We start from the raw sequence: 21,934 nt of genomic DNA on the forward strand, positions 1-21,934 counted from the left end.
ATACACCTTGATTCCGTTAATTAGTGGCATTCATTTCCCATAACGATTCCGTAACTACTAATGAGTGTTATGAGGTTGAACTTAATGCGCCCAAGCGTACAAACAATTATTACGCATTTGCGAAACATAATTTCAACATTCAATAACTTAGTACATATAATGCCAATATTCAAGGCCGGCAAATTGCCATTTGGTGACAATAAATAAAGATGTATCTGGGCTCCGGTTTCTACATAAGGAATTTAACAGTGCCCCTTTCTGTACTGTCTTGGCGTCATGTTCATCTGCCTCTTAAAAGCTCGAGTGAAGTGAGATGAATCGGAATATCCCATCTTCGCGCCTACTTGAGTAATCGATAGATCGGGCCGCTTGAGCAATTCTAAAACCTGATCTAGAACCATCTCTTCAATCAAGGTTTTGTAGACCACTCCTTCACTTTCCAGCCGACGCTGGATCGTTCTGACATGAATATTTAGAATCTCAGAAGCCAAGCTAATCGGGAGCTTTCCCATGGTGAGATAAGGCTTTATCACCAACTTGAAGGCATTGAGAAATGTACTAGGTAAAGGGGCTGTTGGCTCAAGTGCCTCGGCAACCTTTGACAAGACAATTGGCTCAAGCATGATATCTTCTGGAATTTCGAAAGCCGTAACAGGCCTGTGCGTGTAAAACTGAGCATTCCCCATTTGTGGCAAAGATTGAAAGCAATCAAGGTCATCGCTCTGAATACCCACTTCAGAAGGCTTCCAGCGCCCTTGTGTTAATACTGAAAGTAACTCGTTGATAAAAATCACAGAGAACAGCTCTGCAAATTTAAACCAAGGTGCATTAGTAAACGGCTTCTCGCGAACCAGCCACCACTTGCCTCCGGATTGCTTGGTATAGACATTCGCACCGTTGGATATGAGCTTCAACTGCTCGCCAAACTGGTCTAGCGCACTTTTCAGCGAGTCTTGCTGACTCAGTTTAGCGACGAACCTTGGCACATAGGTTTGCTTGCAAAAACTCCACATAAACAGCGAGAATTCTTCTCTCGACGCCGACTCCCCCATAATCTTGACCACATTTTTAACGGTTGTCTCAGGGAGATAATCGTAATGCTCATTGTTGATAAGAATATCATTAGGAATTTTAGCGCAGCGTAGCAAAGTGTAGATTTCACCGTCGATATGTTTGAACAGTTCTGCAAACAGCTCAACTTCTTTCTTATCTACAACCGTCATTTGAAGGGTATTGGACATCCTTTCCTCTTAATCTGTTCTTTCACGAACTCAAACTATCACCTTATTTAAGATAGCAGAATAAATGACGAGTGACCTAGGTTTACTAACCGACCATCTCCGTCAAAATAACGAATAAACAATCGGTTAGTAGCTAAACTAGCGTTTACTAACTTGGCAGATTACTGAACTGCTAGATCCGAACTGCGTACCCAGAATGCACGCACATGATCGTAAATCAGATTAAACACAAACGCGTAAATGGTAATAAAAATGGTCACGCCGATGTCCATTAAAAATGCCTGCCAAATCCCCACATCAAGTAAGTAAGCCATCACTGGGATCGTCGCCACCAGCAAGCCTGCCTCAAATAACACCACGTGAAAAACACGTAACTTGAGCGAACGCTTGGATTTATCACCCGTGAAATACCGATCAAAAACACGGTTAAAACAGTAGTTCCAGATCATCGCGATAGTCGCAACAACTATCATGGTTCCTGATAAGGCATTCATATCGTGATCGGTAAATATCGCTAAGCCGATTATTGAAAGCGTTACGGCTAAAACTTCGAATAACACTGAGTGAAACACTCTTTCTAACGTACTCATACATTCCTCTAAATAATCTAGTATGTGTTGGATTAGCTAGGATTATGTCATCGGAAATAATAAGAGAAAGTTAACAGCCATCACGATTAGTGATAGCCTGAGTGGAATATCCAATTTTGTATTGAGCGGGAGATAACATGTATAGTTTTGAACAATTAAAAGTATTCGTCACTGTATGTGAAAGTGGCTCTTTCTCTGCCGCGGCACGCAAGCTGAAACGTGCTCAGTCTGGAGTCAGCCAGTCGATCGCCAACCTAGAAATCGCCATCGATCAAGAGCTGTTTAATCGAGAGAAAAACATCCCCGTTTTAACCAACACAGGCAAAGCATTATTGCCTGTGGCTAAGTCGATTCTTGACCAGCAAAAGTATTTCGATCAAAAAGTAGAGTCGCTAACACAAGAAGATGAGCATGAACTGATCATTGCGGTTGATGAGAGCATCATTGATAAGAACTTCATAAAGATAATCAGCTCACTAACTGATCAATTTCCAATTACTCACTTCGATATCATTACCGCTTCTACCTTCGATGTTGAGGACATGGTGAGGCGTGGAAAAGCGCAGATTGGCATCATCTATGCGGATGGTGAACTTAAGGTAGATATGGACTTTTTCTTACTTGGCCAAGCACGCTTTCTCACTGTCAGTTCTGCCACGCACGAACTAAGCCAAATGCCCGTTGTGCAAGATTCCGATTTAAAACGTTACCGCCAATGCGTGCATCGCAGTTCAAAGCAACGCGAACTGTGGTTCACCTACGGAATTAGCTCCATGCTTTGGTATGCCAACAATCACAAAACCATTATTGATCTCGTTGAACAAAATATTGGGTGGGCAAATGTACCTGAAATGATGGTGATGGAAAGCATTCAAAAAGGTGCTCTTGTGGCGTTACCTGTCTCGCACGAGCATGGTGGTTGGATTACTCCTGTGGGTTGTTTGGTGTCTCGTAGCCACATCAATGGCCCAGTTCTCACTAGCCTTATTGAAAAGCTTAAGGGACACTCACTGCAATACAATCAATGGCAAGCCAACTAGCCTCCTGTATTTTTGAAAGCACCTCTGTTTTTGAAAACATCTCTATTTTCAAAACATCGTCAATTCAGAGATTCAATATCGGCGTGCAACTCACCAGCGCTACCTCATTTCTACTTATCTTGCCGATAAATATCTTTGTCGTGTGGATAAAACACCCTAGTTGATGTCCCAAAGTGACCTAACTACACTGCGATCCCAACGGGTTTGTCTTTTAAAACGAATTTAGACAGACCCAAATCGCTCTTTAACACCACTGACCCAACTTCAAATCCCCCAGATAAACGTTCTGCCTTGCAGTCGCTTATGCCGGTTTCAAATAGATCACTTTTTGAATATTAATTCGCACCCAGTTTATGAGCGCTCTTCGAGTGCTTTTCTATATCTAAATGAACCTTTTGGAAAATTTGTCGTGAACGTTTTAAGAAATATTTGCCCTGAGAAAATGGGTAAAGAGCGTAACAAACGAGAGTATGATTTACGCGTACTTAATTGTGTCAGTGAAAGCGAATATGAATCGCGTATGGCGGTTTGGAATAGCCTAGCGTTAACTGTTACTCCGTCTGCTTCGGAAACAAAGGGCTTCATCGATGAGTCTTTCAACAAGCTTCAGCAAGACCTGAAAGAAGCTAGCCGTGAGTTGTCGATTAACTACACGGACTTCATCGCAATGGCACATGAAGAGATCAACTACATTAAGGTGTTTGTTGCTGATAAAACCGCACAATACGGTTGGTACGCTGCGATCGTTCTTATGATCATCGGCACCGTTGCTCTGTGCATTCAGTAAACCAAACCCTATGTTAGATAGAGCACCTTAAATGCTCAATCGATAAGCACATCTAGCACAGCTCTGTGTTTTCACTAGAAAACAGATGACTAACCTCATTTGTTTTCTAGTCTATAACCCCTTCACTCTTCCATTAAAAATAGCAAATCCCGTGTCGCTTGTTTTGGGCTTTCAGCGTGACATATCGCTGATACCAAGGCCAATCCATGAATGCCTGTCTTAACCAACTGCGGAATGTTCGACTCGTTAATTCCACCGATACCCACAATCGGCAACTTCGTTGTTTCCAAAGCCATTTGAATGCCTTCATAACCCCAATGTTTCTTTAGATTCGTCTTGGTCGGCGTGGCAAAAAGCGCACTGAGTCCAATGTAATCAATAGGCAGACTATCGGCTTGTTGAAGCTGTTGCTCAGTTTCGATCGACAGACCAAGAATCTTGTCTGGGCCAATCAACTGACGGGCTAACTCAGCAGGCATATCTGATTGACCTAAATGCAAGCCGTCAGCATCCACAGCCAACGCAACGTCCACTCGGTCATTAATAATCAACGGCACATTAGAACCTGCCAAAATCGACTTAACAGCTTGTGCTCGTTCAATGAAAGCTCTCACATCCCCATGTTTCTCTCTCACTTGGACCATAGTGACACCACCAGCGACCGCTTGTTCAACCACGAACTTAAGCGTTTCTAAATCTTGTTGGTCATCCGTTACTAAGTAGAGCTTATAAGGGTTCATTTCGTACCTTCGGAGTCGATGTCTAAAATTGGCGTTGCACCATTTTACCGACAAATCGCATCATGTGCATGGGAGTTAATACTAAATTAGCTCACTTACACATGTGTCATCAAATACGCAACTCGTTGAAAGCATGTCGAAAAACCTGAACTTTTTAACGAAAGCGTTACTTATTACACAAAGTGTTCACTTCGAGCATGCCCAGAATGCTGTTTTATGAAATACTCCGCTGTGAAGGAATCAGGTAAATATAGGGATAGTTATGCGCCACCTTTCTATAGCGCTCAAGATCAAGCTGGGTTATGCCATCTGCTTGCTCTTTTTCGTCATTTCAGGCTTTGTGAGTTACAAAGGTATCCAAACCTTGTCGAGCGGCTTCAGCCAATACAGTGAACTCAGCCATAAAGCGACACTCTCAGGCAACATTCAAGTGCACTTTCTTCAGATGCGTTTAGCCTCTGAACGTTACTTAGAGTCATTGGATGAACAGTACGAAACGAATTATCAATCAAGTAAACTTGCGATTGATGATCTGCTCAAAAACTTAATCCAATCCACCACCAAAACCGATAGCCTAGCTAGCTTGCAGCTCGTGCAAGACAGCGTGGCGGCCTTTGATGTGGCTTATGGATCAATGAAACAAAGTGAGATCCTCATTGACCAACTGGTAAACGTTGAGATGGTCAAACGCGAAACCAACGCACTGAAAGCTGCTCAGAGCTTGTTGTATGAGTCTTACAATAACAACGATCCAAACGCGAGCTTATACGCGGGCATGTTGATGGAGAACTTCCTCGCCGCCAAGATCACAGTGCTGAGCTACTCAAACAACAACGACCTTAAAACCTATGAAGCGGGTAAAGACATTTTTGAATATGCTCTACCAGGTATCGAAGGCGATATTGAATCTCTCAAATCATCACCTTATCAAAGTGAGCTGATTGAAGACTTCTCGAACCAACGTAAAGCGTATGCAAAAGGCTTTGAGCAAGTTCATCAACAGATGGTTGAGAACACGCAAAGAACCGCTACCCTCGCCTCTATTGGTGACAGCTTAGCGATTGCGGTCGCGGATGCTCAAAGTATTCTCGAGCAGCAGAAGCAAGCGCTCACGCCAGTGCTACAAGCCAGTGAGAAGCGATCGATTCAAATCATCATCTTGCTAACGGGTGTCGCTTTGGTTATCGGTATGACGAGTGCCGTGTTGGTCACTCGCTCTATCACCAAGGGTATTGCACAAGTTAAGCAGATCACCAATGAGCTTTCTCAAGGTAACCTGAATGTTGAAGTAAACATTGAGAGCAAGAACGAGATTGGCGAGCTACTAACGAACATGGAGATCACCATTGAATCTCTGCGCGATATTGTTGGTCAAGTGAACCGCTCTAGCGTGCGTATTGGCGAGATGTCCAAATCACTCAATCAAGTGACCAATAACAGCTCGACTAACGCAACACAGTTGAACAGTGAAATGATGAACATCTCATCCGCGGTTGACCAACTGGCTTCAAGCACATCAGAAATTGCTGCAAGTGCTAACCACGCCTCTCAAGTTGCCAACCAAGCAACCGAGAATGTGGCGATGGGACTCAAAGAAGTAGACAAAACACTGCATGAGATTGGCAGCGCCGATGAAAGCATGCAGGTCAGCAGCCAGAAAGTGACTGACCTACACAAAGAGTCGATGAACATTGGTGCCATTCTTGAAGTAATTAAAGGCGTATCAGAACAGACTAATCTATTGGCGTTGAATGCGGCTATTGAAGCAGCGCGTGCAGGTGAGCAAGGTCGAGGATTTGCTGTCGTAGCGGATGAAGTAAGAACCTTAGCTAAGCGTACTCAAGATTCGGCAAGCCAGATTGATGAGCTCATCACCTCGCTACAACGTGGTGCTAAAGATGCATTGGAGTCTATCAAAGAGAGCCACAGCACGGTTTCCGATGCTTCAACTCAGGCACAACAAGCTTCTCAGAACTTGCATGTGATCAACCAACATATCCAAGATTTGAATCAAGCCAACAGCCAAATCGCAATATCCGTCGATGAGCAAGATTGCTTAACAAAATCACTAGGTGAAAACGCGCAAGGGGCCAATACCATCTCGCAAAGTAACCAAGAGTCTGTGAGCAGCATTTCAGGTGCAGCGAGCGACTTAACTGAGGTTGCTCATCACCTAGAGAGCCAAGTGAATCGATTTAGAACTTAGCTAAACCAGACTTAACACAACTGGCGTAGTTCCGAATCAGAATAGAAAGCCCTCTGCACATAAGTGTCGGGGGCTTTCTTTAAGTTAAGAGCTATAAGTTAAGCTCTTGTCGCTAGATTGAGCTTACTGAATCTTCAAACGTTGAATCAGAGTCTCTTCGTCTAACTGGTATAACTCATCAAGCAAATTCATTTGCAAGCTACCCGGGCCGCGTGAGTTTTCAGCTGCGATTTCACCAACCACGCCTAATACTGCCGCAGCAGCCAAACCACTTTCATCACCAACAGCTGCAAATGCTCCCGTCAATGCGGTTAAGGTACAACCCATGCCTGTCACATACGGCATCATTGGGTGTCCATTATTTAAGGTCACCACGCTGTCTTTAGTGACAACGTAATCTGTCTCACCAGAAATCACCACATTTGCACCGTATTCAGCCACTAAACACTGCGCTGCGCCTAATGCTGCATCACTGCTATCTAGCGCATCAACGCCTTTGCTCTGCGCTTGCTCGCCCGCTAACGCGATTATCTCTGACGCGTTACCACGAATGATCAACTTGTCAGCTAAGCGTGCAATTTCACGAGAAGTCTCGGTACGCAGCGTACTAGCACCGCAACCCACAGGGTCAAGAACCACAACCTTGTTGTTCGCATTCGCTTGTTCAACAGCAAAACACATTCGTGGTGTCCAAACGCTGTCGAGCGTGCCGATGTTGATCACCAAAGCGCCAGAGAAAGACATCATCTCTGCCAGTTCTTGCTGTGAGTGCGCCATGATAGGCGAGGCGCCAATCGCCAATAACGCATTGGCCGTGTTGTTCATCACTACATAGTTGGTGATGTTCACAACCAACGGTTTTTGTTCTCGTACTGCACGCAGCGATTGGATAATTTGTTCGGTTAGCATGGGGGAATCCTTATTCGTGAAAGTCGCTTTTAAGCCGCTGTCGAGTCAGTAAGTGCATTCAGACCTTGCTGCCAGAAAGCCACTTCCATACGTGTTGCCGTTTTGAAGATATGAACGATGTTCTGACCGCGTTCGCTGTTAATATCAATTTCAGCCAGTAGCTGATTGAAATACTCAGCACCCGTTGCCACGCCAGATTGGAACTCTTCTCCGCCGTAAAGCTGCAGCCAGCTCGCGTATGGGTTGCCTTCCAAAACAGTATCGCTGCTTTCTAATAGCGCTTTACCAATCACGGCATAACCAATTGAACACGGAGCCAATGCCGCATAAAGATCGACAAGATCACCTGTCATACCCGCATCTAGAACGTAGCGTGTGTAAGCCACAGTGCCGAAATCTTCAGGTTCATTTTCCAAGTCAGATTCCGTTAAACCCCACTGACCACAGTAAGTCACGTGGTGTGAAATTTCAGAATCTAACAGCGCATGAACACTTGGCAATGCACGACGCATGTCAGCCAAGGTTTTGGCTTTGTAAATCGCTAACGCGTATGCACGGGCATACTGTTTTAAGAACAGAAAATCTTGCTTCAAATAATGCAGAAAACACGGCTGAGCGAGAGTGCCATTTGCCAGCGTTTTAACAAAATCATGCTCGGTGTAGTCTTGCCAATCTTGCTGACAGGCTTGGATTAAGTCTTGGTATTTCATGAGATTCCTTAGTCAAAAGTCGGTACGTAATCAACGGCTTTTGGTAGTGATTTGATAATGCCTTTGTCGAACATGAACTGCGCGTAATCATCGTAACGCTTCATATCGACTGCAGAAGGGCGAAGTGCAAAACGAGTCAGTGTGTCGTTCCATGCGCGTTGGTTAAGTTCGTTATTCAACGTATCTGGTGAATACGCCACAAACTCACTCCATGAAGCTTGTGGGTGGTTCACAATGTAAGTGGTTGCTTGCTCAAGTGCTTTGTTGAATGCTTTGATGGCTTCGTCATCATGTTTCTTTGCGTTCGCCACAAAGATCAACTCGTCGTAAGCTGGCACACCGTGCTCTTCAGGGAAGAACGCTTTTGCTTTAAAGCCTTCAAGGGCTAGCTGGTTAGTTTCGAAGTTACGTAAGCCACCCCAGATTGCGTCTACCTTGCCTGATGCCAGTGAAGACGACAGTGCCCAACCGACATTGATGGTTTGCACGTCGGTAAACTCAACGTTTTCCTGAGCCAGCATGGTGCCGATCGTTGCTTCTTCGTTACCCGCGATCGCGATACCAATCTTCTTGCCTTTCAGATCCGCTAACGAATCGTTCTTGCCATTATCCAGTACCATTAGTGTGTTCAGTGGTGTCGCGATAAGGGTTGATGCACGAACTAGAGGCAACCCCGCCGCCACATCCATGGTTAAACTTGGTTGGTAAGTGACTGCGAGGTCGACCTTACCGGCTGCAACCAATTTTGCAGGTGTGCTTGGGTCAGCAGGCTCTTGGATTTCAACCTCAAGGCCTTGGTCAGCAAAGTAACCACGCTCTTGAGCAATCACAATTGGGCCGTGGTTCGGATTCACAAACCAATCCAACATCAGTGTCAGTTTCTTTTGTTCAGAATCCGCCAATGCATGACCTGAAACTAGCGAAGCAAGCAGTGCCACTGCACCTACCAATTTGGTATTTTTCATAGTTAACCTTTCCTTTTGAATATTATTATTGTGTTTATCGAACTAATTTCTAACTAGGTGTTGTTTAGATAAATAGCCTTGAGCGAAGCTTTATTAAACAAAGAGTTATTGATCGAACCATCACTGGTTTTCCCAAGGGATAGCTTTTTTGAGTAACTTATCTGTGATGAAGTAGAGCGAGATAGACAGCACCGCCAAGATGAATAAGGCCGCAAACATCTCATCGATAATCATGCGTGCGTTGGCTTGCAGCATTAGGTAACCCAGCCCTTCACTCGAACCCACCCACTCGCCGACGACTGCGCCAATTGGAGCAATCACCACAGCCACACGAATGCCAGATGCCAGTGTTGGCAGCGCAGCAGGTAGCTGGATATAACGCAGTAGTTGCCATTTCGATGCGCCCATCGTCTTAGCGAGGTCAAGATAACCCGTCGGTGTATTACGTAAGCCGTCATAACAACAAGTGGTCACAGGGAAGAAGATTATGATCGCCGCCATGACGACCTTTGACGCGATGCCATAACCCAGCCACAGCATCAATACTGGCGCGATCGCAAACACAGGAATCGCTTGGCTAGCAATTAAAATAGGCAACAACCAGCGTTTCAGCGGTTCGAACATCAACATCTGCAGGGCGAAAAACAGCCCCATGGATAAACCTAGCAATAGACCAAGTAAGATCTCTTGCGCGGTCACCCAAGTGTGTTTGAGTAATACGTCATAGCGTTCAGTAAGCTTGAGGAAGACTTCAGCAGGCGCTGGCAGAATGAAGCTTGGCATCTCGAAGATAACCACCACCATTTGCCACAAACCAAGAATCACAGCACTGCTGAGAAGCAAACGCATAACAGGATTCATCTGACTTGGACGTGTAGTAGTAGTCTGCGCGTTGGCTGAACGAGCCACAGCTTCGCTTCGCGTTAGATCACTCATAATCTCGCTCCAACTGATCTAAGATCGCTTGTTGTAACTCAGCACATTCACCATCTAACACTCTTGGTGTGAGGGTGTTAGGCACAGACAATGACTGGGCACTCGCAGGCGTGCCTTGTAACACATACAAGTTATCCGCCAAACGCACCGCTTCTTGTGGATCATGAGTGATCAACACAACGGTTTTATCTCTTAACAGTCCACACGCTAAGCTTTGTAGCTTATGCCTTGTTACTGCATCCAGCGCAGAGAAAGGCTCATCCATCAGCACGACTGGCTTGTCTTGCATTAAGGTTCGAGCCAAAGCAACACGTTGGCGCATACCGCCAGACAACTGATCCGGCATGGTATCTGCGTAATCAACCAAACCAACCGATGCTAGCAATTCCAATGCTTGGTGAGTTTGAGCTTGTTTATCGGATGCTTGGCTTTGATGCTTGTCTGCGGAATTTTGAAAGCGATGGCTCAGACACACGTTGTCGATTACCGACAACCATGGCAGTAATAAATCTTGCTGCGCCATGTAAGCGATGCGATCGGTTAGAGGCCGTTCATCAGACGTTGCCAATGTGCCCTGCCATTCAACTTTGTCATCGAGTAAACCTGCTAGGTATCGCAATACCGTGGTTTTCCCGCAACCACTTCGACCCAGCAATACCGTCCACTTACCCGAGTTTATGCTCAGCGATAGCCCTGATAAGGTGGCATGTTCACTATCGCGATAACGCAAGGTGGCATTGCTGAGTTGAACACCAACCGTATTAACGGACATTACCGTGCCCAGCGAAAAAGTGATTTACCGGGCCATGACCTTGACCGACTTTCAATTCGTCAGCATGGGCAATCGCGCGTGAAATGTATTGTTTACCTAGGTCGACAGCCTCTGGGAGCGTGTTGCCTTGAGCCAAGAAAGAAGCGATAGCAGAAGAGAGCGTACAACCCGTGCCATGAGTGTTTTTGGTAGGAAAACGCTTCGCGCTAATCAGAGCAGATGTGGTTGGTAGAATCAGTAAGTCGTTACTGTTTTCATCTTTCTCCAAGTGACCGCCTTTTAGCAGCACTGCTTTAGCACCTAAAGCGCGCAGGTCTTCAATCATATCCTGCATTTCCGCTTCGCTTTCAGGCACAGCTTTACCGGTAAGTGCTGCGCCTTCTGGCAAGTTAGGCGTAATGATGTCTGCGAGCGGAATCAGCTCTTGTTTTAACGTAGTAATAGCCGAGTTTTCTAGAAGAAGGTCGCCACTTGTCGCGACCATTACAGGGTCAATCACTAAGTGTTTTGGTTGGTATTGTTTGATCTTGTCAGCAACGACTCTGATGATTTGCGAGTCCGCCAACATACCGACTTTTACCGCCACGATATTCAGATCGGTGAACACCGCATCTAACTGGCTGGCAACATGCTCAAGTGGGATTGGAAAAATGGCGGAAACGCCTTGAGTGTTCTGGGAAGTAATAGCGGTAATTACCGAACAAGCGAAACTACCCGTTGCAGACATGGCTTTAATATCCGCTTGAATACCTGCGCCGCCGCCACTATCAGAACCCGCAATGGTCAAAACAATCGGAGTATTGATTGAAGAAGATTGGTTTTCTGGTGTTTGAGTGCTGCTAAGTGATACTTGAGAATTGGAATGCTGTGTCATGGTCGCTCCTACTGTCTAAAAGACGTAAGAGAACCGAACTTTGGCCGCAAAGAGAGTGTGGAGGTGAAACCAATGAGAGATCATTGTTGAACCACGTAGGCAAAGTAATCATAGTTCCCTACGCCAGTGTTAACTGAATCAGGTTCAACGGGTCTCGAATAACGATCTCAGCAAATACCAATTAAGGTAGATGCCCCCCGACTATTGATAACGATAGTAACAGCACTCTCGCAACTGAGATACTCATTTTATTCAATTATAAGAATCACGCATGAATTTAATTCAATTAATCTCGCTTTAACAAATACTTATAACGGCTTTTTAGTCGGTTGAGATTGGATGAATAAACACATCACTATCAATAACATACCTAGCCATCCAACCAATGGAATCAGCTCACCCACAATACACACGGCCAATACGGCGGCAACAACTGGCTCAAGCAAGGTAATCAAGTTTGCGCTACTTGCTGTGACATGGCGTAGCCCAAAACTGAACGCGATATAACCCAAACATTGAGGAAGTAACACCAAGTAACTCACCACTAAAATGTTGGTATTCGACGCGAACAGGTTATCCCCTGTGAACCACAGCGTTGGCAGTAATAACACCGCTCCTAATCCAAATATGCTGCCCATCGCCGCTTGCGACTTAATGCCTTCGTCTATCAAAGCTTTTGTCGCCCACGAATAAATGGCGTAACACAACCCAGCAACCAAACCTAACCCAATGCCCAAAAGCTTTAGGTCATCTCCAGAATCGCTCGTCGATGATGATTCTGAAAACACCAGTAACCCAATGCCAACCACGCCAATGGCAAAACTCGTTAACCAGCGCTTGTTGATATTATTCTTTTTGCTAATAAGACACTCTAAAAGTGCAGAAAAGAACGGCGCAGTAGCAATCGACACCACCGTACCCATTGCGACACCCGATAACTTCATTGAAGAGTAAAAAGCCAGAGGATAGATCGCCAAAGCCAGCGCACTCGCCGCTAACAGCTTTTTGTTGAGCAAAAGCTTATCAAGTGAAGATAAGATCTTTCGATACGCCAAGGCCGCCTGTATTAAGCCGCCGACGCCCATTGAAAAAGCACCAATCGCTAATGGGCTGAGATCAGGCGCAAAGCTTGCGGCTGTACCTGTCGTGCCCCATAAAACAGATGCAAACACGATAGCTAAAGTGCCTGTTTGGAATTCGTTAACGCGATTGATGGCAAGATTCATTGCTATTACCTAGTCTATTTTCATTTCTGAAATAGATAATAGTGAACATACTTTGGTTTTAGTTTGCAGAAAGGACGCTATTGTTGTTTCTAAAGACTGTCTTTCATTGAGCCTAGAAACGCCCTTGGAGACATGCCAAAGTGCTGAGAGAAGCGGCGACTGAAAGCAGAAACATCACTATATCCCACATTTTCAGCGATCAATTGAACAGGTAAATCTGTGTGGGTTAACAAGGCTTGAGCTTTCTCCATACGATATCGAGTGATGTATTTAAGCGCACTGATACCCAGGCATTCTTTGAAGCGTTTTTTGAATTGAGTGGGGCTCAAACATGCCGTTTCTGCAAGCTGAGAAATAGAGAGAGGTTGGGCGTAATTATCCGCGATGAGCCTTTGTACCGCGCGAATACGAGGGTCGATACTTTTACTCACTTCTTGTTGCTCTAACAACAGTGAAAACACATCCAAGATGGATGACTCAATGCCACTGTCGACTTGATATTCCAACTGCTTTTCAACAAACAGCAAGAAACTCATTAAAGGTGGCGTGATAGTAAACACCGAGAGCTCATGCTCTAACAAGTGCTGCGGTAACTCCACCATATCCGCGACAATAAACCGCGCTGCTTCATCCGCCTTAAACGCATGCGCTGTGGTGACAGGAATCACCACACATTCACCGACAGAAACCTTGCCAACATACCCCACCATTTCAATGCTAATACTCCCCTGAATGGGCAGCACCAGTTGATGGTAACCATCATGGGCATGAGTATTAAATTGCTTGGTGTAAGATCGAATGCTTAAGCTAGATTTCATGAGCAACGCCGGAGTACATTTCGCTAGGTTAAAGTAATAGAGACAACGTTACATTATCACTTCCCTAGAGTCACACTCAATGCTCAACAAATTCATGCTAGCTAGGTAACATGATCAAAAACGGCCTCTAAATAAGAGGCCGTTTTGATTAAAAATCGTCATTCACATCAAGGTTAGAATGACACTTGGCTGTCTTGACCAACCGTTACTTGCACGCCGTTTTGAACATCATAGATTTCAAAACCATCAGCAACCGGATCAGCATTATCTTCACCACTGTCATGTTGCGCAGTACAGGTATAACCTAATGAGTAAGTACCTGGATCAATGAAGCCCAGAGAGAACTCATAGTTAGTCTGTGCTTCATTCATTGCCACTGACGCTGAAGTAATCGGTTTCACTTCATCACTGCCGCCAATCGGAGCCATGTTAGCTTGTTCAACATTACCTTCATACAAGTACACCGACTGAACAAATGTATTATCACCACCGTTACAAGTGTCATAAGTAGAAAGAGCTACAGTGCCTTCAATATTTCCTGTCTCAACCGTATTGATAAGGCTTACAGACGTTCTTTGAATGGTGTAATCAGGGAAGGTCGAACTGTTTTTTAGGCCGCGTCGAAGATCGAACTCGACAACAAAGTCGTTACTCTGTTGGTTCACGTTAAATGAATCCTTAAAGTAAAGTACGCCAGCGTTATCTTCTTTACCCACTTGCGGGCACGCGCCTTCACCTTTCACCGTTAACTCACGATTCGTATCATCATTTTCTACCACGTAAGATGGATCTGTTGGGTGATCGCCATCATTCGCAAACACACACAACTTATAGCTGCCTACCGGAATGACCTCATTTTCAATCAAAGGAAGCGCCTCGCTGCCTTGGTAATCCAATAAATTCACACTTAACGGAATAGGATCCGCACCATCTGGCAATGGATCGCCATTTTCATCAACGTAGTCGCCGTTTTCGTCCGTTTTATACACATCATATATCAGTGGCGAACCTCCCCCTTGAGGAAGTAAAGCGACCTTGCTGAATGTCACGGTGACGTCTTTAACATCATCAATGGGCGCATCACTCACGCTCAAAGTAATGGGTGTCGTGCTGCTTGATGAACCTGAATCACCGCCGCAACCCACAAGCCCAGCCAGCACAAGGCTCGCTAAAGCGGTTTCCTTTAAATACTTCATAACTCATTTCCTATAAATCACTGCTCAATAAAGGGCTTAGTTTGTTGCCCTCTTATTCTTTTCCTTAATGTGACTCATAGACAAACCGCGCTTATGGCCCAAATCGGTTAGCCCTATTATTTAGGGCTTTCTTCATCCAAAAACTCTGTTCATCAAGGTGCACATATCAGGTTGCACATAGGTTAACTAAGTCTAGTAAGTAAATTGTCAGTAGTCGCGCATATTTGGCAAAGTTGCTGTCAATTGTGTTGGAATGGTCGGTATGTATAGGGTCGGAGAGGATGATTGAAAGCAATCAAATCAAAGTCAAAAATCGGCCCCAAGATCAAAAAAGGCCGTTAAGACAGCCTGTTGCTGAACTTAAACGACCTTTTATTGAATGTGGATAAAGCTAATTCGATATTAGCTCATTCAAATTCACTTATTTTTGAAGTTGCTCTTTAGCCGCTTCAACCTTAGAAAAATCTAGGCCAAGCTCTTCAACTGCTTCTTTGATTAGCGCAGGGTTTTGCATTACCTGACCCATCAGCATTTGAAGTTTGTCTTGAGGTAAACCAAGTTGGCTGATCGTCGCCATTGCTGCAAGAGGGTTCTCGGTCAACGTCTTGAATATCTCGCTGATCTGCTCGTCGCTGATATTGTTCTCTTTCAACATTGCTAAAATCGGGTTCATTTTTTTGCCTTTGAAACACTAAATTAAATAGGAGCACAGCATACCATCTAGCTGTGCTCGATTGTACTAACAACTTAGGCTTTGCTCTTACGAGACTTACTCTGCCCTAACAAAAACAATGTTTAGGCTTAACGAGATTCCAGCGGGTAAGAACGGTAGCTCCACATACCATAAGTTCTCAATGCGTCACGGTAAATGCCTAGAAGCTCACCACTGCTCGCCTTCTTAAGATCTGCGAGTGGTTTGTCTGGGTAAGAAACCGTATCGAAAGTAATGCCCTGAGGGCCGGTTTGCCAGCTTGCCACTTCAAACAAAGTTTGACCACGGCGAACGTGGCTTGCCGAACTGATAATGGTCGCGTGCTTAATATCATGACGAGCAAGTGCATAGCTACTGAATAAGGCATTGCCTACCGTACTGGTCGCATAATTCTCTTCAATGATGCGATCTTTACTTACTCCTTTCTCGATAAGCCAATCTGCCATTAACTTACCTTCAGTCTTATGGTTCTTCGGCACGCCACCCGTTAGCACGATCATCGCATCTGGATTCGCTTTAGCCATCGCCAATGTTGTTTCAAGACGTTCAATCAAGATCTGATGCATCGATCCGTCTGGGTTAAGCGCGTAGCCCAATGTAACAATTGCGCCATGATCATCAAGCAAGCCTTTATCTGCAGACTCTTTCAACGGTGTTTCTAACACGCGGTCGACCGTAGCAAAAATGCGTTTTATGTCTTCTGCTTTGCCTTTGTTCAGGCTTTCCAGTTTCTCCATATGCTTGTTGGATTCACTGTCATTACCTTCAAATCTCTGCCAAACCGCAAGGTAAGCGTGAAGATCAACATCGTCTGGTGCAACCGTCAGCGCTTGCTCAAACAACTCAATCGCGCGCTCTGCATTCTTGTTGTAGATCTGAGCGTTCGCTGCCGAGATAAGCAAGTCGGTACGGTAAGGTTCTAACTGGTACGCTTCTAACAATCGGTTAGTCACAATTTCCATGTTACTTGGCATTTTAGCCGTGAAGCCCGCGTGTGAAATTCTTGCCGGAGACTTAAACGCCTGCAACGCATCAAGAAGTAATTGGTCGACAACTTGTCGCTTCGTCACCAACTGCGCGTAATCCGCTGAAGCTTGTACTGCGCCATCGTTAGCAGCAAAAGAAAATGGAGTTGCGCCAAAAGCGAGCATGCCACCAAGAGCGAGGGCGATAATGTTCTTTTTCATGGAAAGATCCTGTGTCGTTAAGTGTTCACATCAGATTTGCTCACCAATGTAAGTCCCTAAGATTAAAAAACCGTGAAGCACACCTTAATCTCTAACGTTTATATTCATTTGTTGCATAAGGTATGGCAGCAGATCACGATTTTGAACTTACCAATAAGCCTGCGTATCCAGATAATTCTGGTTTGAAGCAGTGAACAACAATTATCTTAGAGTATCTGACTACGGATTCCATGCGCCCTATCCCGCCCAAAAACACCCATCACAAAGCTAAATCCCGCATCAAAAACAAACCAAATTAGCATCTTTAAGCTCATTTTTTCAACGACTTAAAATTCAACACACTGAATCGCGCAATGTTAATCCTCGCTCAAATAACGAAGTTTTAAGCACATAGATTTAAAACACGCATCAACCGATTTTCAAATAAATTAAAATCAATTATTGAACGACCGTTCAAGTGATGCTTTAATGAATTACCAATACAAGGAGTTACCCCATGCTTAAGTTCTATTTTCACCAAACACCCAACCCAATGAAGATCGCTCTGTTTCTAGAAGAGACCGGCCTAGATTTTGAACTCGTTCCCGTTGATACCTTAAAAGGCGAACAACACACGCCGGAATATCGCTTAATAAACCCGAACGGAAAAACACCAGCTATTGAAGACGAAGGACAACGCGTTTTCGATTCTAACGCTATCCTTCTGTACCTATCAGAGAAGACGGGCAAACTAGGTGGTCAGCCAGAAGACAGAGCTGAACTGCTCTCTTGGATGATGTTTATCGCAAGCGGTCTCGGCCCTTATTCAGGCCAATCGGTACACTTCCGCCATGCTGCGCCAGCAGGGCTAGACTACGCTGTGAACCGTTACCTACGTGAAGCACAACGTCATTACGAAGTGCTAGAAAAGCATATGGAAGGTCGTGAATTTATCGTCGGAAATCAGTACACCATTGTCGATGTCGCTGCATGGGGTTGGATTGATAAAGCACCTGTCGTGCTTGGTGAAGAAGGCCTAGAACCTTACCCGAATTTGAAGCGCTGGTTTAACGCCATCAACACTCGCCCTGCTGCACTGCGTGCCCGTGAAACCGGCAAAGACGTTGAATTTAAAACCGAACGTGATGAAGAAGCGAAACGAGCACTGTTTCCTTCGAATTATGCGAAATAACCAAGCTCAACATAACTAAGCTCAAAATGGCGAGGCCATACGCAGCCTCCGATTCAAAAAGTACGACTCAAACAAAAGAGCGGCTAACATGCCGCTCTTTTATTGTTCAATTAATATACGCTGCATGGGCTTACTATTCAGGTCTCGCCACAAAGTTAATCTCTCCAGAACCCGTTAAATATGGGTCTTTGATCTTACCGCTTATCTCATTCTCAGAAACAAAGTCAATCAACAATCGTGAAGCAAACTCGGAGTAGTACAAACTCTTAAATGTGCCATCATTTAGTAAGATTGAGGCTGACGATCGAGTACGACCGTCAACACTCAATCGGTAATAACGACCGCCGCTAAATGTTAATACCGCGTCTGGGTAAGAATCAATCTTCCATGACTTACTTTCTAAAAAAGAAAACGTAGCGTGATTAATTTCATAACCTTGAACCGCGTACTTTAGTTCACCATTAGAGTTAAGATATACGATCTCTGGCCTACCGTTACCATTTAAATCGGCTAATTCGAACTGCTGAACATCTTCACCAGGGAGCAGTGCTTTAGGAGCTATATATGACATCTCATAAGCAGAAGCTTGAAGTGATATAGATGAAATTAAAGACGTCAATAACACTCGTGTATTCATTGCTACTTTCCTATATATTAATATTTTTTAAAAACTCACGAACTGAAAAGTAAAAGCACTTACATACCAAGAAGGCTTTTCATGTCACCAGACATATTAAGCATCCAATATTCGCCATCGCTTTTAAGCGTAATAATTTCATATTGAGTAGTGACTCGGTCGCCGAACTGCTCTTTTTTCTCAACCGTAATATACTTTTGACCTTGGTAATCAAAGTCATTAATTACACTGAACGAAGATAATTGAGCAATATTGGAGCCTTGAGCAATCTTCCGAACATTCAGGAAAGTGTTCATAAAGACTTTATCGTCCATAACCGCGATATCTTCTCTAGTAACTCCGGAACCAAAGGCAATATTCACGATATCAAGAACGTTCTGATTTCCGTTTTGAAGACCTTCCATAATGATGGATTTGAGGTCTCTAATGACATCCGTATGATAGAAACTTGCAGACTGGTTAAAACCGACCTTAGTGATGAAATCAAAATACTGTTCAACAAACTCGACAGGATCTTGAGACAAAGATAGCTCCCCTTCAACCACGACATCGACGCGTTCAATCAACGCGAACACTGAACTGTAAGGCGTAAAGTCGATACGTTTGTCAGCCGACCAATTCTTGTAAACCCAGGATGATTCGTCCAGGCAATGCTGTGAAACTTCTGCTAACGGCACTCTGTCACCAATAGTGGTATTGTGCGTTTTTTCACCTTGAGTGTTTATCGCATACGTGTAAACCAAAACACCAGATTGCGGATAGCGCGCCTCTCCATCTATCTCACTAAACGTAGTGTTGATACACACTCTATCTATGCTATTTAGCGCTATTGGCAATAAGGCACTGGCTTCAGCTCTCTGTGTCAAATACCCCTCACTAAAATCGAAAAAATCAAAGCTAGGAGCTTGATACAGATTGGGTTCTTCAGTCAGTGTAGGGAGACCATGTTTTAAATTTGGACTAACCGTGTATGTTTCACTCGCAGCGTTCGCTGACAATAATAACATTGTTAATGGTGCGATATTCTTCATTATTTACTTCCTTTATTTTTGGCGAGAATATCTTTTATCCTGATAAAAACTTCAACCGCATAAACAGTAAAATAAGTAATAAAAAACCCATCTGTGATTACAATCAACTATATAAGCATAATAAAATACAATTAAAACAATAAATAAACAAAACACTATAAGTTATAATTAACTATTGATAGTAGTAACTAAAGTTACAACTGTAGATATAAACCTCTATTTATCTATTTCGCATTCTAATTAATTGATATTACAAAGGGGATCATTAAATAAAATGTTGATAAAAATAAAACAACGATTATATTCGATTCCTGTAATAAATAAGTAATTACACAATATTATTAACATCACTTTAAAATACCTTATATCTCCAAGTTATTAGTAGCTAACTGAAAATTTCACACCATAAGTGAAAGATAAAATCTATAACCTACGTGATTTCAACCTATCTTAAAGAGCCACTCCAAATGAAAAGCAAACTCGCATTATTAGCACTACTCTGGTACAACACAGCTTCAGCCAGCGACTTATTCTTATTTGAACAAGTCACCGCTTTCAAGTTAGGCGGTGAGCAACATAGCCTTACAGGAATAGAAAAGCACACGCAGCAGAGAATTCGTATTGAGTGGCGAGAAAACCCTTACGAGAATTCACAGCGTTTAGATAGATGTATTACAACGTTCCAACAAGCAATGAACCAACCGGAACGTTATTACTTGCATGTTGAGCTCGCACAATCGACGTTCATAGGCTGTGAGATCGGAGTGAAGGAAAGCTTGTTAGCGAATTGAACTCAAGAAGATTAAGATCACATGGCTGGTTGTGAATTTATCGTCGGAAATGAGTACACCATTGTCGATTTATCCGCATGGGGTTGGATTAATAAAGCACCTTTCGAGCTTGGTGAAGAAGGCTTAGAGCCCTACCCGAACTTAAAACGTTGGTTTAACGCAATCAACACCCGCCCAGCGCGCCCGCGAAACCGGCAAAGACATCGAGTTTAAAACCGAACATGATGAAGAAGCGAAACGAGCATTGTTTCCTTCGAGTTATGCGAAGTAGACAATTGAGAGTTAATGCTCTACTGAGTGATAGCTAAAACTCAAACATAAAGAGCCGCTAAAAGCGGCTCTTTATGTTCAAATCATATGAAACATCATGATTTTACAATCCACTTATCCAAAACACATTTCTGGACAAAAGCACGTTAGGGTATGGATTCTAACGTGCCAAAATTGGATTAGAAAAAGTATCTTGAAGCCTTAGATGCTTGTTATGCATCTGCGCACAAATTACTTTCTTTTCTTCCAATCAATAACACTCGTGATAAAACCAGCTAAAGTTGCTATCACAGCACCTAAGGCTGCTGCTTCATCAACAGGAATTGTCATCAATTTATCAATAATACTTCCACTTGATGAGGAGACATACGAAGCTAAGAGGGCACTAATAATCGTTGCAGATACAGCAAAGACTTCAGCACCTCGATTACCTCCACTTTCAGCCTTATATTCTGAAACTTTTAATTCAATTGAGTTACCTTCACTCGCGCCCCGGTCAATGTCGTCAACCTGATAACTTAAATTAGGGGCATGTTTTGAATGGAGCTTTTGAAGATCGATAACAACTACATCTTTGCGGTTTTTATCAAGTAACGGACTAGAGACTATTTCTGACGTAAGATCTTCAATTACCGAGTCTGGAGTTATTACAGACTCTTTGATCTTCTTCTCTCTCACTAGTGAATCAATAACAGCATTCAGCTCGAAAGGTGAAATCTCGCGACCTTCCCCAACTTGATATGACAAGCGTTTGACGACTTCCCTTCTAACTTCAAAGTGTTTTTCAGCTTTACTCTTAATGTATAAATATACCGCTAATGGAATACCAACAATTGAAGCAAGAGAACCAACAATTTGTAAAACTTCGTTCATTAAATTTCCTATTGATATGCATAACGCTATTAGTCGACAAACTGTCGTCTTTTTCTTCTATATAATGCACTCTTAATCATATTGGTTCAATTAACAATCAATAAGTTAAAGTAAGACAAGGGATACTAAGCTGCAAAATCTTGCCTAAAAACGGGAACGCTAAGTTCTCAACTCAAGTGGATAAGTTTGAGTAGGTCAAACTCAGATTAACAAGATATGGATGAGTAAAAGATAAAACACTAAATGGGGCAA

At 43.7% G+C, this 21,934-nt stretch carries 22 protein-coding genes, 1 pseudogene and 1 riboswitch; of the genes and pseudogenes, 6 read left to right on the plus strand and 17 right to left on the minus strand.

What is annotated here, in order from left to right:
- Positions 1 to 242: 242 nt before the first annotated feature.
- Complete coding sequence (locus tag FTW16_RS09335; protein WP_146490885.1) at positions 243 to 1,223, minus strand: helix-turn-helix transcriptional regulator; 981 nt, start codon at positions 1,221 to 1,223, stop codon at positions 243 to 245.
- 179 nt (positions 1,224 to 1,402) lie between these two features.
- Positions 1,403 to 1,831 (minus strand): PACE efflux transporter, encoded by a 429-nt coding sequence (locus FTW16_RS09340; protein WP_060980437.1) that lies wholly within the window; start codon positions 1,829 to 1,831, stop codon positions 1,403 to 1,405.
- 137 nt (positions 1,832 to 1,968) lie between these two features.
- Here FTW16_RS09340 and FTW16_RS09345 point away from each other — a divergent pair, with 137 nt between their 5' ends.
- Together FTW16_RS09345 and FTW16_RS09350 are read left to right on the plus strand one after the other, a co-directional pair.
- Positions 1,969 to 2,871 (plus strand): LysR family transcriptional regulator, encoded by a 903-nt coding sequence (locus FTW16_RS09345; protein WP_146490815.1) that lies wholly within the window; start codon positions 1,969 to 1,971, stop codon positions 2,869 to 2,871.
- Between the two features lie 442 nt (positions 2,872 to 3,313).
- Positions 3,314 to 3,658, plus strand: a complete 345-nt coding sequence (locus FTW16_RS09350; protein ID WP_146490886.1) for a thiamine-phosphate diphosphorylase — start codon at positions 3,314 to 3,316, stop codon at positions 3,656 to 3,658.
- Positions 3,659 to 3,780: 122 nt separating this feature from the next.
- On the opposite strand, the gene thiE is transcribed toward FTW16_RS09350, so the two are convergent.
- Positions 3,781 to 4,398, minus strand: coding sequence for a thiamine phosphate synthase (thiE, locus tag FTW16_RS09355; protein ID WP_146490816.1), 618 nt, complete (start codon positions 4,396 to 4,398; stop codon positions 3,781 to 3,783).
- A 262-nt stretch (positions 4,399 to 4,660) separates the two neighbouring features.
- Here thiE and FTW16_RS09360 point away from each other — a divergent pair, with 262 nt between their 5' ends.
- Positions 4,661 to 6,604, plus strand: a complete 1,944-nt coding sequence (locus tag FTW16_RS09360; RefSeq protein WP_146490817.1) for a methyl-accepting chemotaxis protein — start codon at positions 4,661 to 4,663, stop codon at positions 6,602 to 6,604.
- A 123-nt stretch (positions 6,605 to 6,727) separates the two neighbouring features.
- Here FTW16_RS09360 and thiM read toward each other — a convergent pair whose 3' ends face one another.
- From thiM to FTW16_RS09415, 11 genes are all read right to left on the minus strand, one after another.
- Positions 6,728 to 7,513 (minus strand): hydroxyethylthiazole kinase, encoded by a 786-nt coding sequence (gene thiM / locus FTW16_RS09365; protein ID WP_065678825.1) that lies wholly within the window; start codon positions 7,511 to 7,513, stop codon positions 6,728 to 6,730.
- Positions 7,514 to 7,542: 29 nt separating this feature from the next.
- Complete coding sequence (gene tenA / locus FTW16_RS09370) at positions 7,543 to 8,223, minus strand: thiaminase II (RefSeq protein WP_146490818.1); 681 nt, start codon at positions 8,221 to 8,223, stop codon at positions 7,543 to 7,545.
- Between the two features lie 8 nt (positions 8,224 to 8,231).
- Positions 8,232 to 9,188: an ABC transporter substrate-binding protein gene (locus FTW16_RS09375; RefSeq protein WP_146490819.1), complete on the minus strand. Its 957-nt coding sequence runs from the start codon at positions 9,186 to 9,188 to the stop codon at positions 8,232 to 8,234.
- 120 nt (positions 9,189 to 9,308) lie between these two features.
- Positions 9,309 to 10,124 (minus strand): ABC transporter permease, encoded by an 816-nt coding sequence (locus FTW16_RS09380; protein ID WP_146490820.1) that lies wholly within the window; start codon positions 10,122 to 10,124, stop codon positions 9,309 to 9,311.
- Positions 10,117 to 10,896 (minus strand): ABC transporter ATP-binding protein, encoded by a 780-nt coding sequence (locus FTW16_RS09385; protein ID WP_146490821.1) that lies wholly within the window; start codon positions 10,894 to 10,896, stop codon positions 10,117 to 10,119. Before FTW16_RS09385 ends, FTW16_RS09380 begins: the two co-directional genes overlap by 8 nt.
- Positions 10,886 to 11,770 (minus strand): bifunctional hydroxymethylpyrimidine kinase/phosphomethylpyrimidine kinase, encoded by an 885-nt coding sequence (thiD, locus tag FTW16_RS09390; RefSeq protein ID WP_146490822.1) that lies wholly within the window; start codon positions 11,768 to 11,770, stop codon positions 10,886 to 10,888. Before thiD ends, FTW16_RS09385 begins: the two co-directional genes overlap by 11 nt.
- A gap of 98 nt (positions 11,771 to 11,868) precedes the next feature.
- Positions 11,869 to 11,980: riboswitch (TPP riboswitch) on the minus strand.
- A gap of 98 nt (positions 11,981 to 12,078) precedes the next feature.
- Complete coding sequence (locus FTW16_RS09395; RefSeq protein WP_146490823.1) at positions 12,079 to 12,996, minus strand: DMT family transporter; 918 nt, start codon at positions 12,994 to 12,996, stop codon at positions 12,079 to 12,081.
- An 89-nt stretch (positions 12,997 to 13,085) separates the two neighbouring features.
- Entirely contained in the window at positions 13,086 to 13,814 is a 729-nt protein-coding gene (locus FTW16_RS09400) for a helix-turn-helix domain-containing protein (protein WP_146490824.1), read from the minus strand.
- A gap of 173 nt (positions 13,815 to 13,987) precedes the next feature.
- Positions 13,988 to 15,010, minus strand: a complete 1,023-nt coding sequence (locus FTW16_RS09405) for a DUF4382 domain-containing protein (protein ID WP_146490825.1) — start codon at positions 15,008 to 15,010, stop codon at positions 13,988 to 13,990.
- A 421-nt stretch (positions 15,011 to 15,431) separates the two neighbouring features.
- Positions 15,432 to 15,683 carry a DUF2999 family protein gene (locus FTW16_RS09410; RefSeq protein ID WP_009844829.1) on the minus strand — a complete coding sequence of 84 codons (252 nt, stop codon included), beginning with the start codon at positions 15,681 to 15,683 and terminating at the stop codon, positions 15,432 to 15,434.
- A 128-nt stretch (positions 15,684 to 15,811) separates the two neighbouring features.
- Positions 15,812 to 16,909 (minus strand): YdcF family protein, encoded by a 1,098-nt coding sequence (locus FTW16_RS09415; RefSeq protein ID WP_146490826.1) that lies wholly within the window; start codon positions 16,907 to 16,909, stop codon positions 15,812 to 15,814.
- A gap of 496 nt (positions 16,910 to 17,405) precedes the next feature.
- Between FTW16_RS09415 and FTW16_RS09420 the strand changes: the two genes are divergently transcribed.
- Positions 17,406 to 18,080 (plus strand): glutathione S-transferase family protein, encoded by a 675-nt coding sequence (locus tag FTW16_RS09420; RefSeq protein WP_146490827.1) that lies wholly within the window; start codon positions 17,406 to 17,408, stop codon positions 18,078 to 18,080.
- A 133-nt stretch (positions 18,081 to 18,213) separates the two neighbouring features.
- Here the strand turns inward: FTW16_RS09420 and FTW16_RS09425 are convergent, their stop codons facing one another.
- Positions 18,214 to 18,717: a hypothetical protein gene (locus FTW16_RS09425; protein WP_146490828.1), complete on the minus strand. Its 504-nt coding sequence runs from the start codon at positions 18,715 to 18,717 to the stop codon at positions 18,214 to 18,216.
- A 59-nt stretch (positions 18,718 to 18,776) separates the two neighbouring features.
- Positions 18,777 to 19,748, minus strand: a complete 972-nt coding sequence (locus FTW16_RS09430; protein ID WP_146490829.1) for a hypothetical protein — start codon at positions 19,746 to 19,748, stop codon at positions 18,777 to 18,779.
- Between the two features lie 467 nt (positions 19,749 to 20,215).
- Between FTW16_RS09430 and FTW16_RS09435 the strand changes: the two genes are divergently transcribed.
- Both FTW16_RS09435 and FTW16_RS09440 read left to right on the plus strand, forming a co-directional pair.
- Positions 20,216 to 20,539 carry a hypothetical protein gene (locus tag FTW16_RS09435; RefSeq protein WP_146490830.1) on the plus strand — a complete coding sequence of 108 codons (324 nt, stop codon included), beginning with the start codon at positions 20,216 to 20,218 and terminating at the stop codon, positions 20,537 to 20,539.
- Positions 20,540 to 20,557: 18 nt separating this feature from the next.
- Positions 20,558 to 20,810 (plus strand): annotated as a pseudogene (locus FTW16_RS09440) (glutathione binding-like protein); the annotation flags it as partial.
- A 230-nt stretch (positions 20,811 to 21,040) separates the two neighbouring features.
- On the opposite strand, the gene FTW16_RS09445 reads toward FTW16_RS09440, so the two are convergent.
- On the minus strand, positions 21,041 to 21,682 hold the full coding sequence (locus tag FTW16_RS09445) for a hypothetical protein (protein WP_146490831.1): 642 nt from the start codon (positions 21,680 to 21,682) through the stop codon (positions 21,041 to 21,043).
- Between the last annotated feature and the right edge of the window lie 252 nt (positions 21,683 to 21,934).

This window comes from Vibrio sp. T20 (assembly GCF_007858795.1).
In the GTDB taxonomy this organism is placed as follows: domain Bacteria; phylum Pseudomonadota; class Gammaproteobacteria; order Enterobacterales; family Vibrionaceae; genus Vibrio; species Vibrio satsumensis.

Excerpts from the sequence above, each read along its gene's own strand:
- FTW16_RS09360 (WP_146490817.1), top strand. The coding sequence starts at position 4,661 with ATGCGCCACCTTTCTATAGCGCTCAAGATCAAGCTGGGTTATGCCATC.
- FTW16_RS09375 (WP_146490819.1), bottom strand. The coding sequence starts at position 9,188 with ATGAAAAATACCAAATTGGTAGGTGCAGTGGCACTGCTTGCTTCGCTA.
- FTW16_RS09405 (WP_146490825.1), bottom strand. The coding sequence starts at position 15,010 with ATGAAGTATTTAAAGGAAACCGCTTTAGCGAGCCTTGTGCTGGCTGGG.
- FTW16_RS09420 (WP_146490827.1), top strand. The coding sequence starts at position 17,406 with ATGCTTAAGTTCTATTTTCACCAAACACCCAACCCAATGAAGATCGCT.
- FTW16_RS09400 (WP_146490824.1), bottom strand. The coding sequence starts at position 13,814 with ATGAAATCTAGCTTAAGCATTCGATCTTACACCAAGCAATTTAATACT.
- FTW16_RS09350 (WP_146490886.1), top strand. The coding sequence starts at position 3,314 with ATGGGTAAAGAGCGTAACAAACGAGAGTATGATTTACGCGTACTTAAT.
- FTW16_RS09410 (WP_009844829.1), bottom strand. The coding sequence starts at position 15,683 with ATGAACCCGATTTTAGCAATGTTGAAAGAGAACAATATCAGCGACGAG.
- FTW16_RS09345 (WP_146490815.1), top strand. The coding sequence starts at position 1,969 with ATGTATAGTTTTGAACAATTAAAAGTATTCGTCACTGTATGTGAAAGT.
- thiM (WP_065678825.1), bottom strand. The coding sequence starts at position 7,513 with ATGCTAACCGAACAAATTATCCAATCGCTGCGTGCAGTACGAGAACAA.
- thiD (WP_146490822.1), bottom strand. The coding sequence starts at position 11,770 with ATGACACAGCATTCCAATTCTCAAGTATCACTTAGCAGCACTCAAACA.
- FTW16_RS09445 (WP_146490831.1), bottom strand. The coding sequence starts at position 21,682 with ATGAACGAAGTTTTACAAATTGTTGGTTCTCTTGCTTCAATTGTTGGT.
- FTW16_RS09430 (WP_146490829.1), bottom strand. The coding sequence starts at position 19,748 with ATGAAGAATATCGCACCATTAACAATGTTATTATTGTCAGCGAACGCT.
- tenA (WP_146490818.1), bottom strand. The coding sequence starts at position 8,223 with ATGAAATACCAAGACTTAATCCAAGCCTGTCAGCAAGATTGGCAAGAC.
- FTW16_RS09340 (WP_060980437.1), bottom strand. The coding sequence starts at position 1,831 with ATGAGTACGTTAGAAAGAGTGTTTCACTCAGTGTTATTCGAAGTTTTA.
- FTW16_RS09385 (WP_146490821.1), bottom strand. The coding sequence starts at position 10,896 with ATGTCCGTTAATACGGTTGGTGTTCAACTCAGCAATGCCACCTTGCGT.
- FTW16_RS09435 (WP_146490830.1), top strand. The coding sequence starts at position 20,216 with ATGAAAAGCAAACTCGCATTATTAGCACTACTCTGGTACAACACAGCT.
- FTW16_RS09380 (WP_146490820.1), bottom strand. The coding sequence starts at position 10,124 with ATGAGTGATCTAACGCGAAGCGAAGCTGTGGCTCGTTCAGCCAACGCG.
- FTW16_RS09425 (WP_146490828.1), bottom strand. The coding sequence starts at position 18,717 with ATGAATACACGAGTGTTATTGACGTCTTTAATTTCATCTATATCACTT.
- FTW16_RS09335 (WP_146490885.1), bottom strand. The coding sequence starts at position 1,223 with ATGACGGTTGTAGATAAGAAAGAAGTTGAGCTGTTTGCAGAACTGTTC.
- FTW16_RS09415 (WP_146490826.1), bottom strand. The coding sequence starts at position 16,909 with ATGAAAAAGAACATTATCGCCCTCGCTCTTGGTGGCATGCTCGCTTTT.
- thiE (WP_146490816.1), bottom strand. The coding sequence starts at position 4,398 with ATGAACCCTTATAAGCTCTACTTAGTAACGGATGACCAACAAGATTTA.
- FTW16_RS09395 (WP_146490823.1), bottom strand. The coding sequence starts at position 12,996 with ATGAATCTTGCCATCAATCGCGTTAACGAATTCCAAACAGGCACTTTA.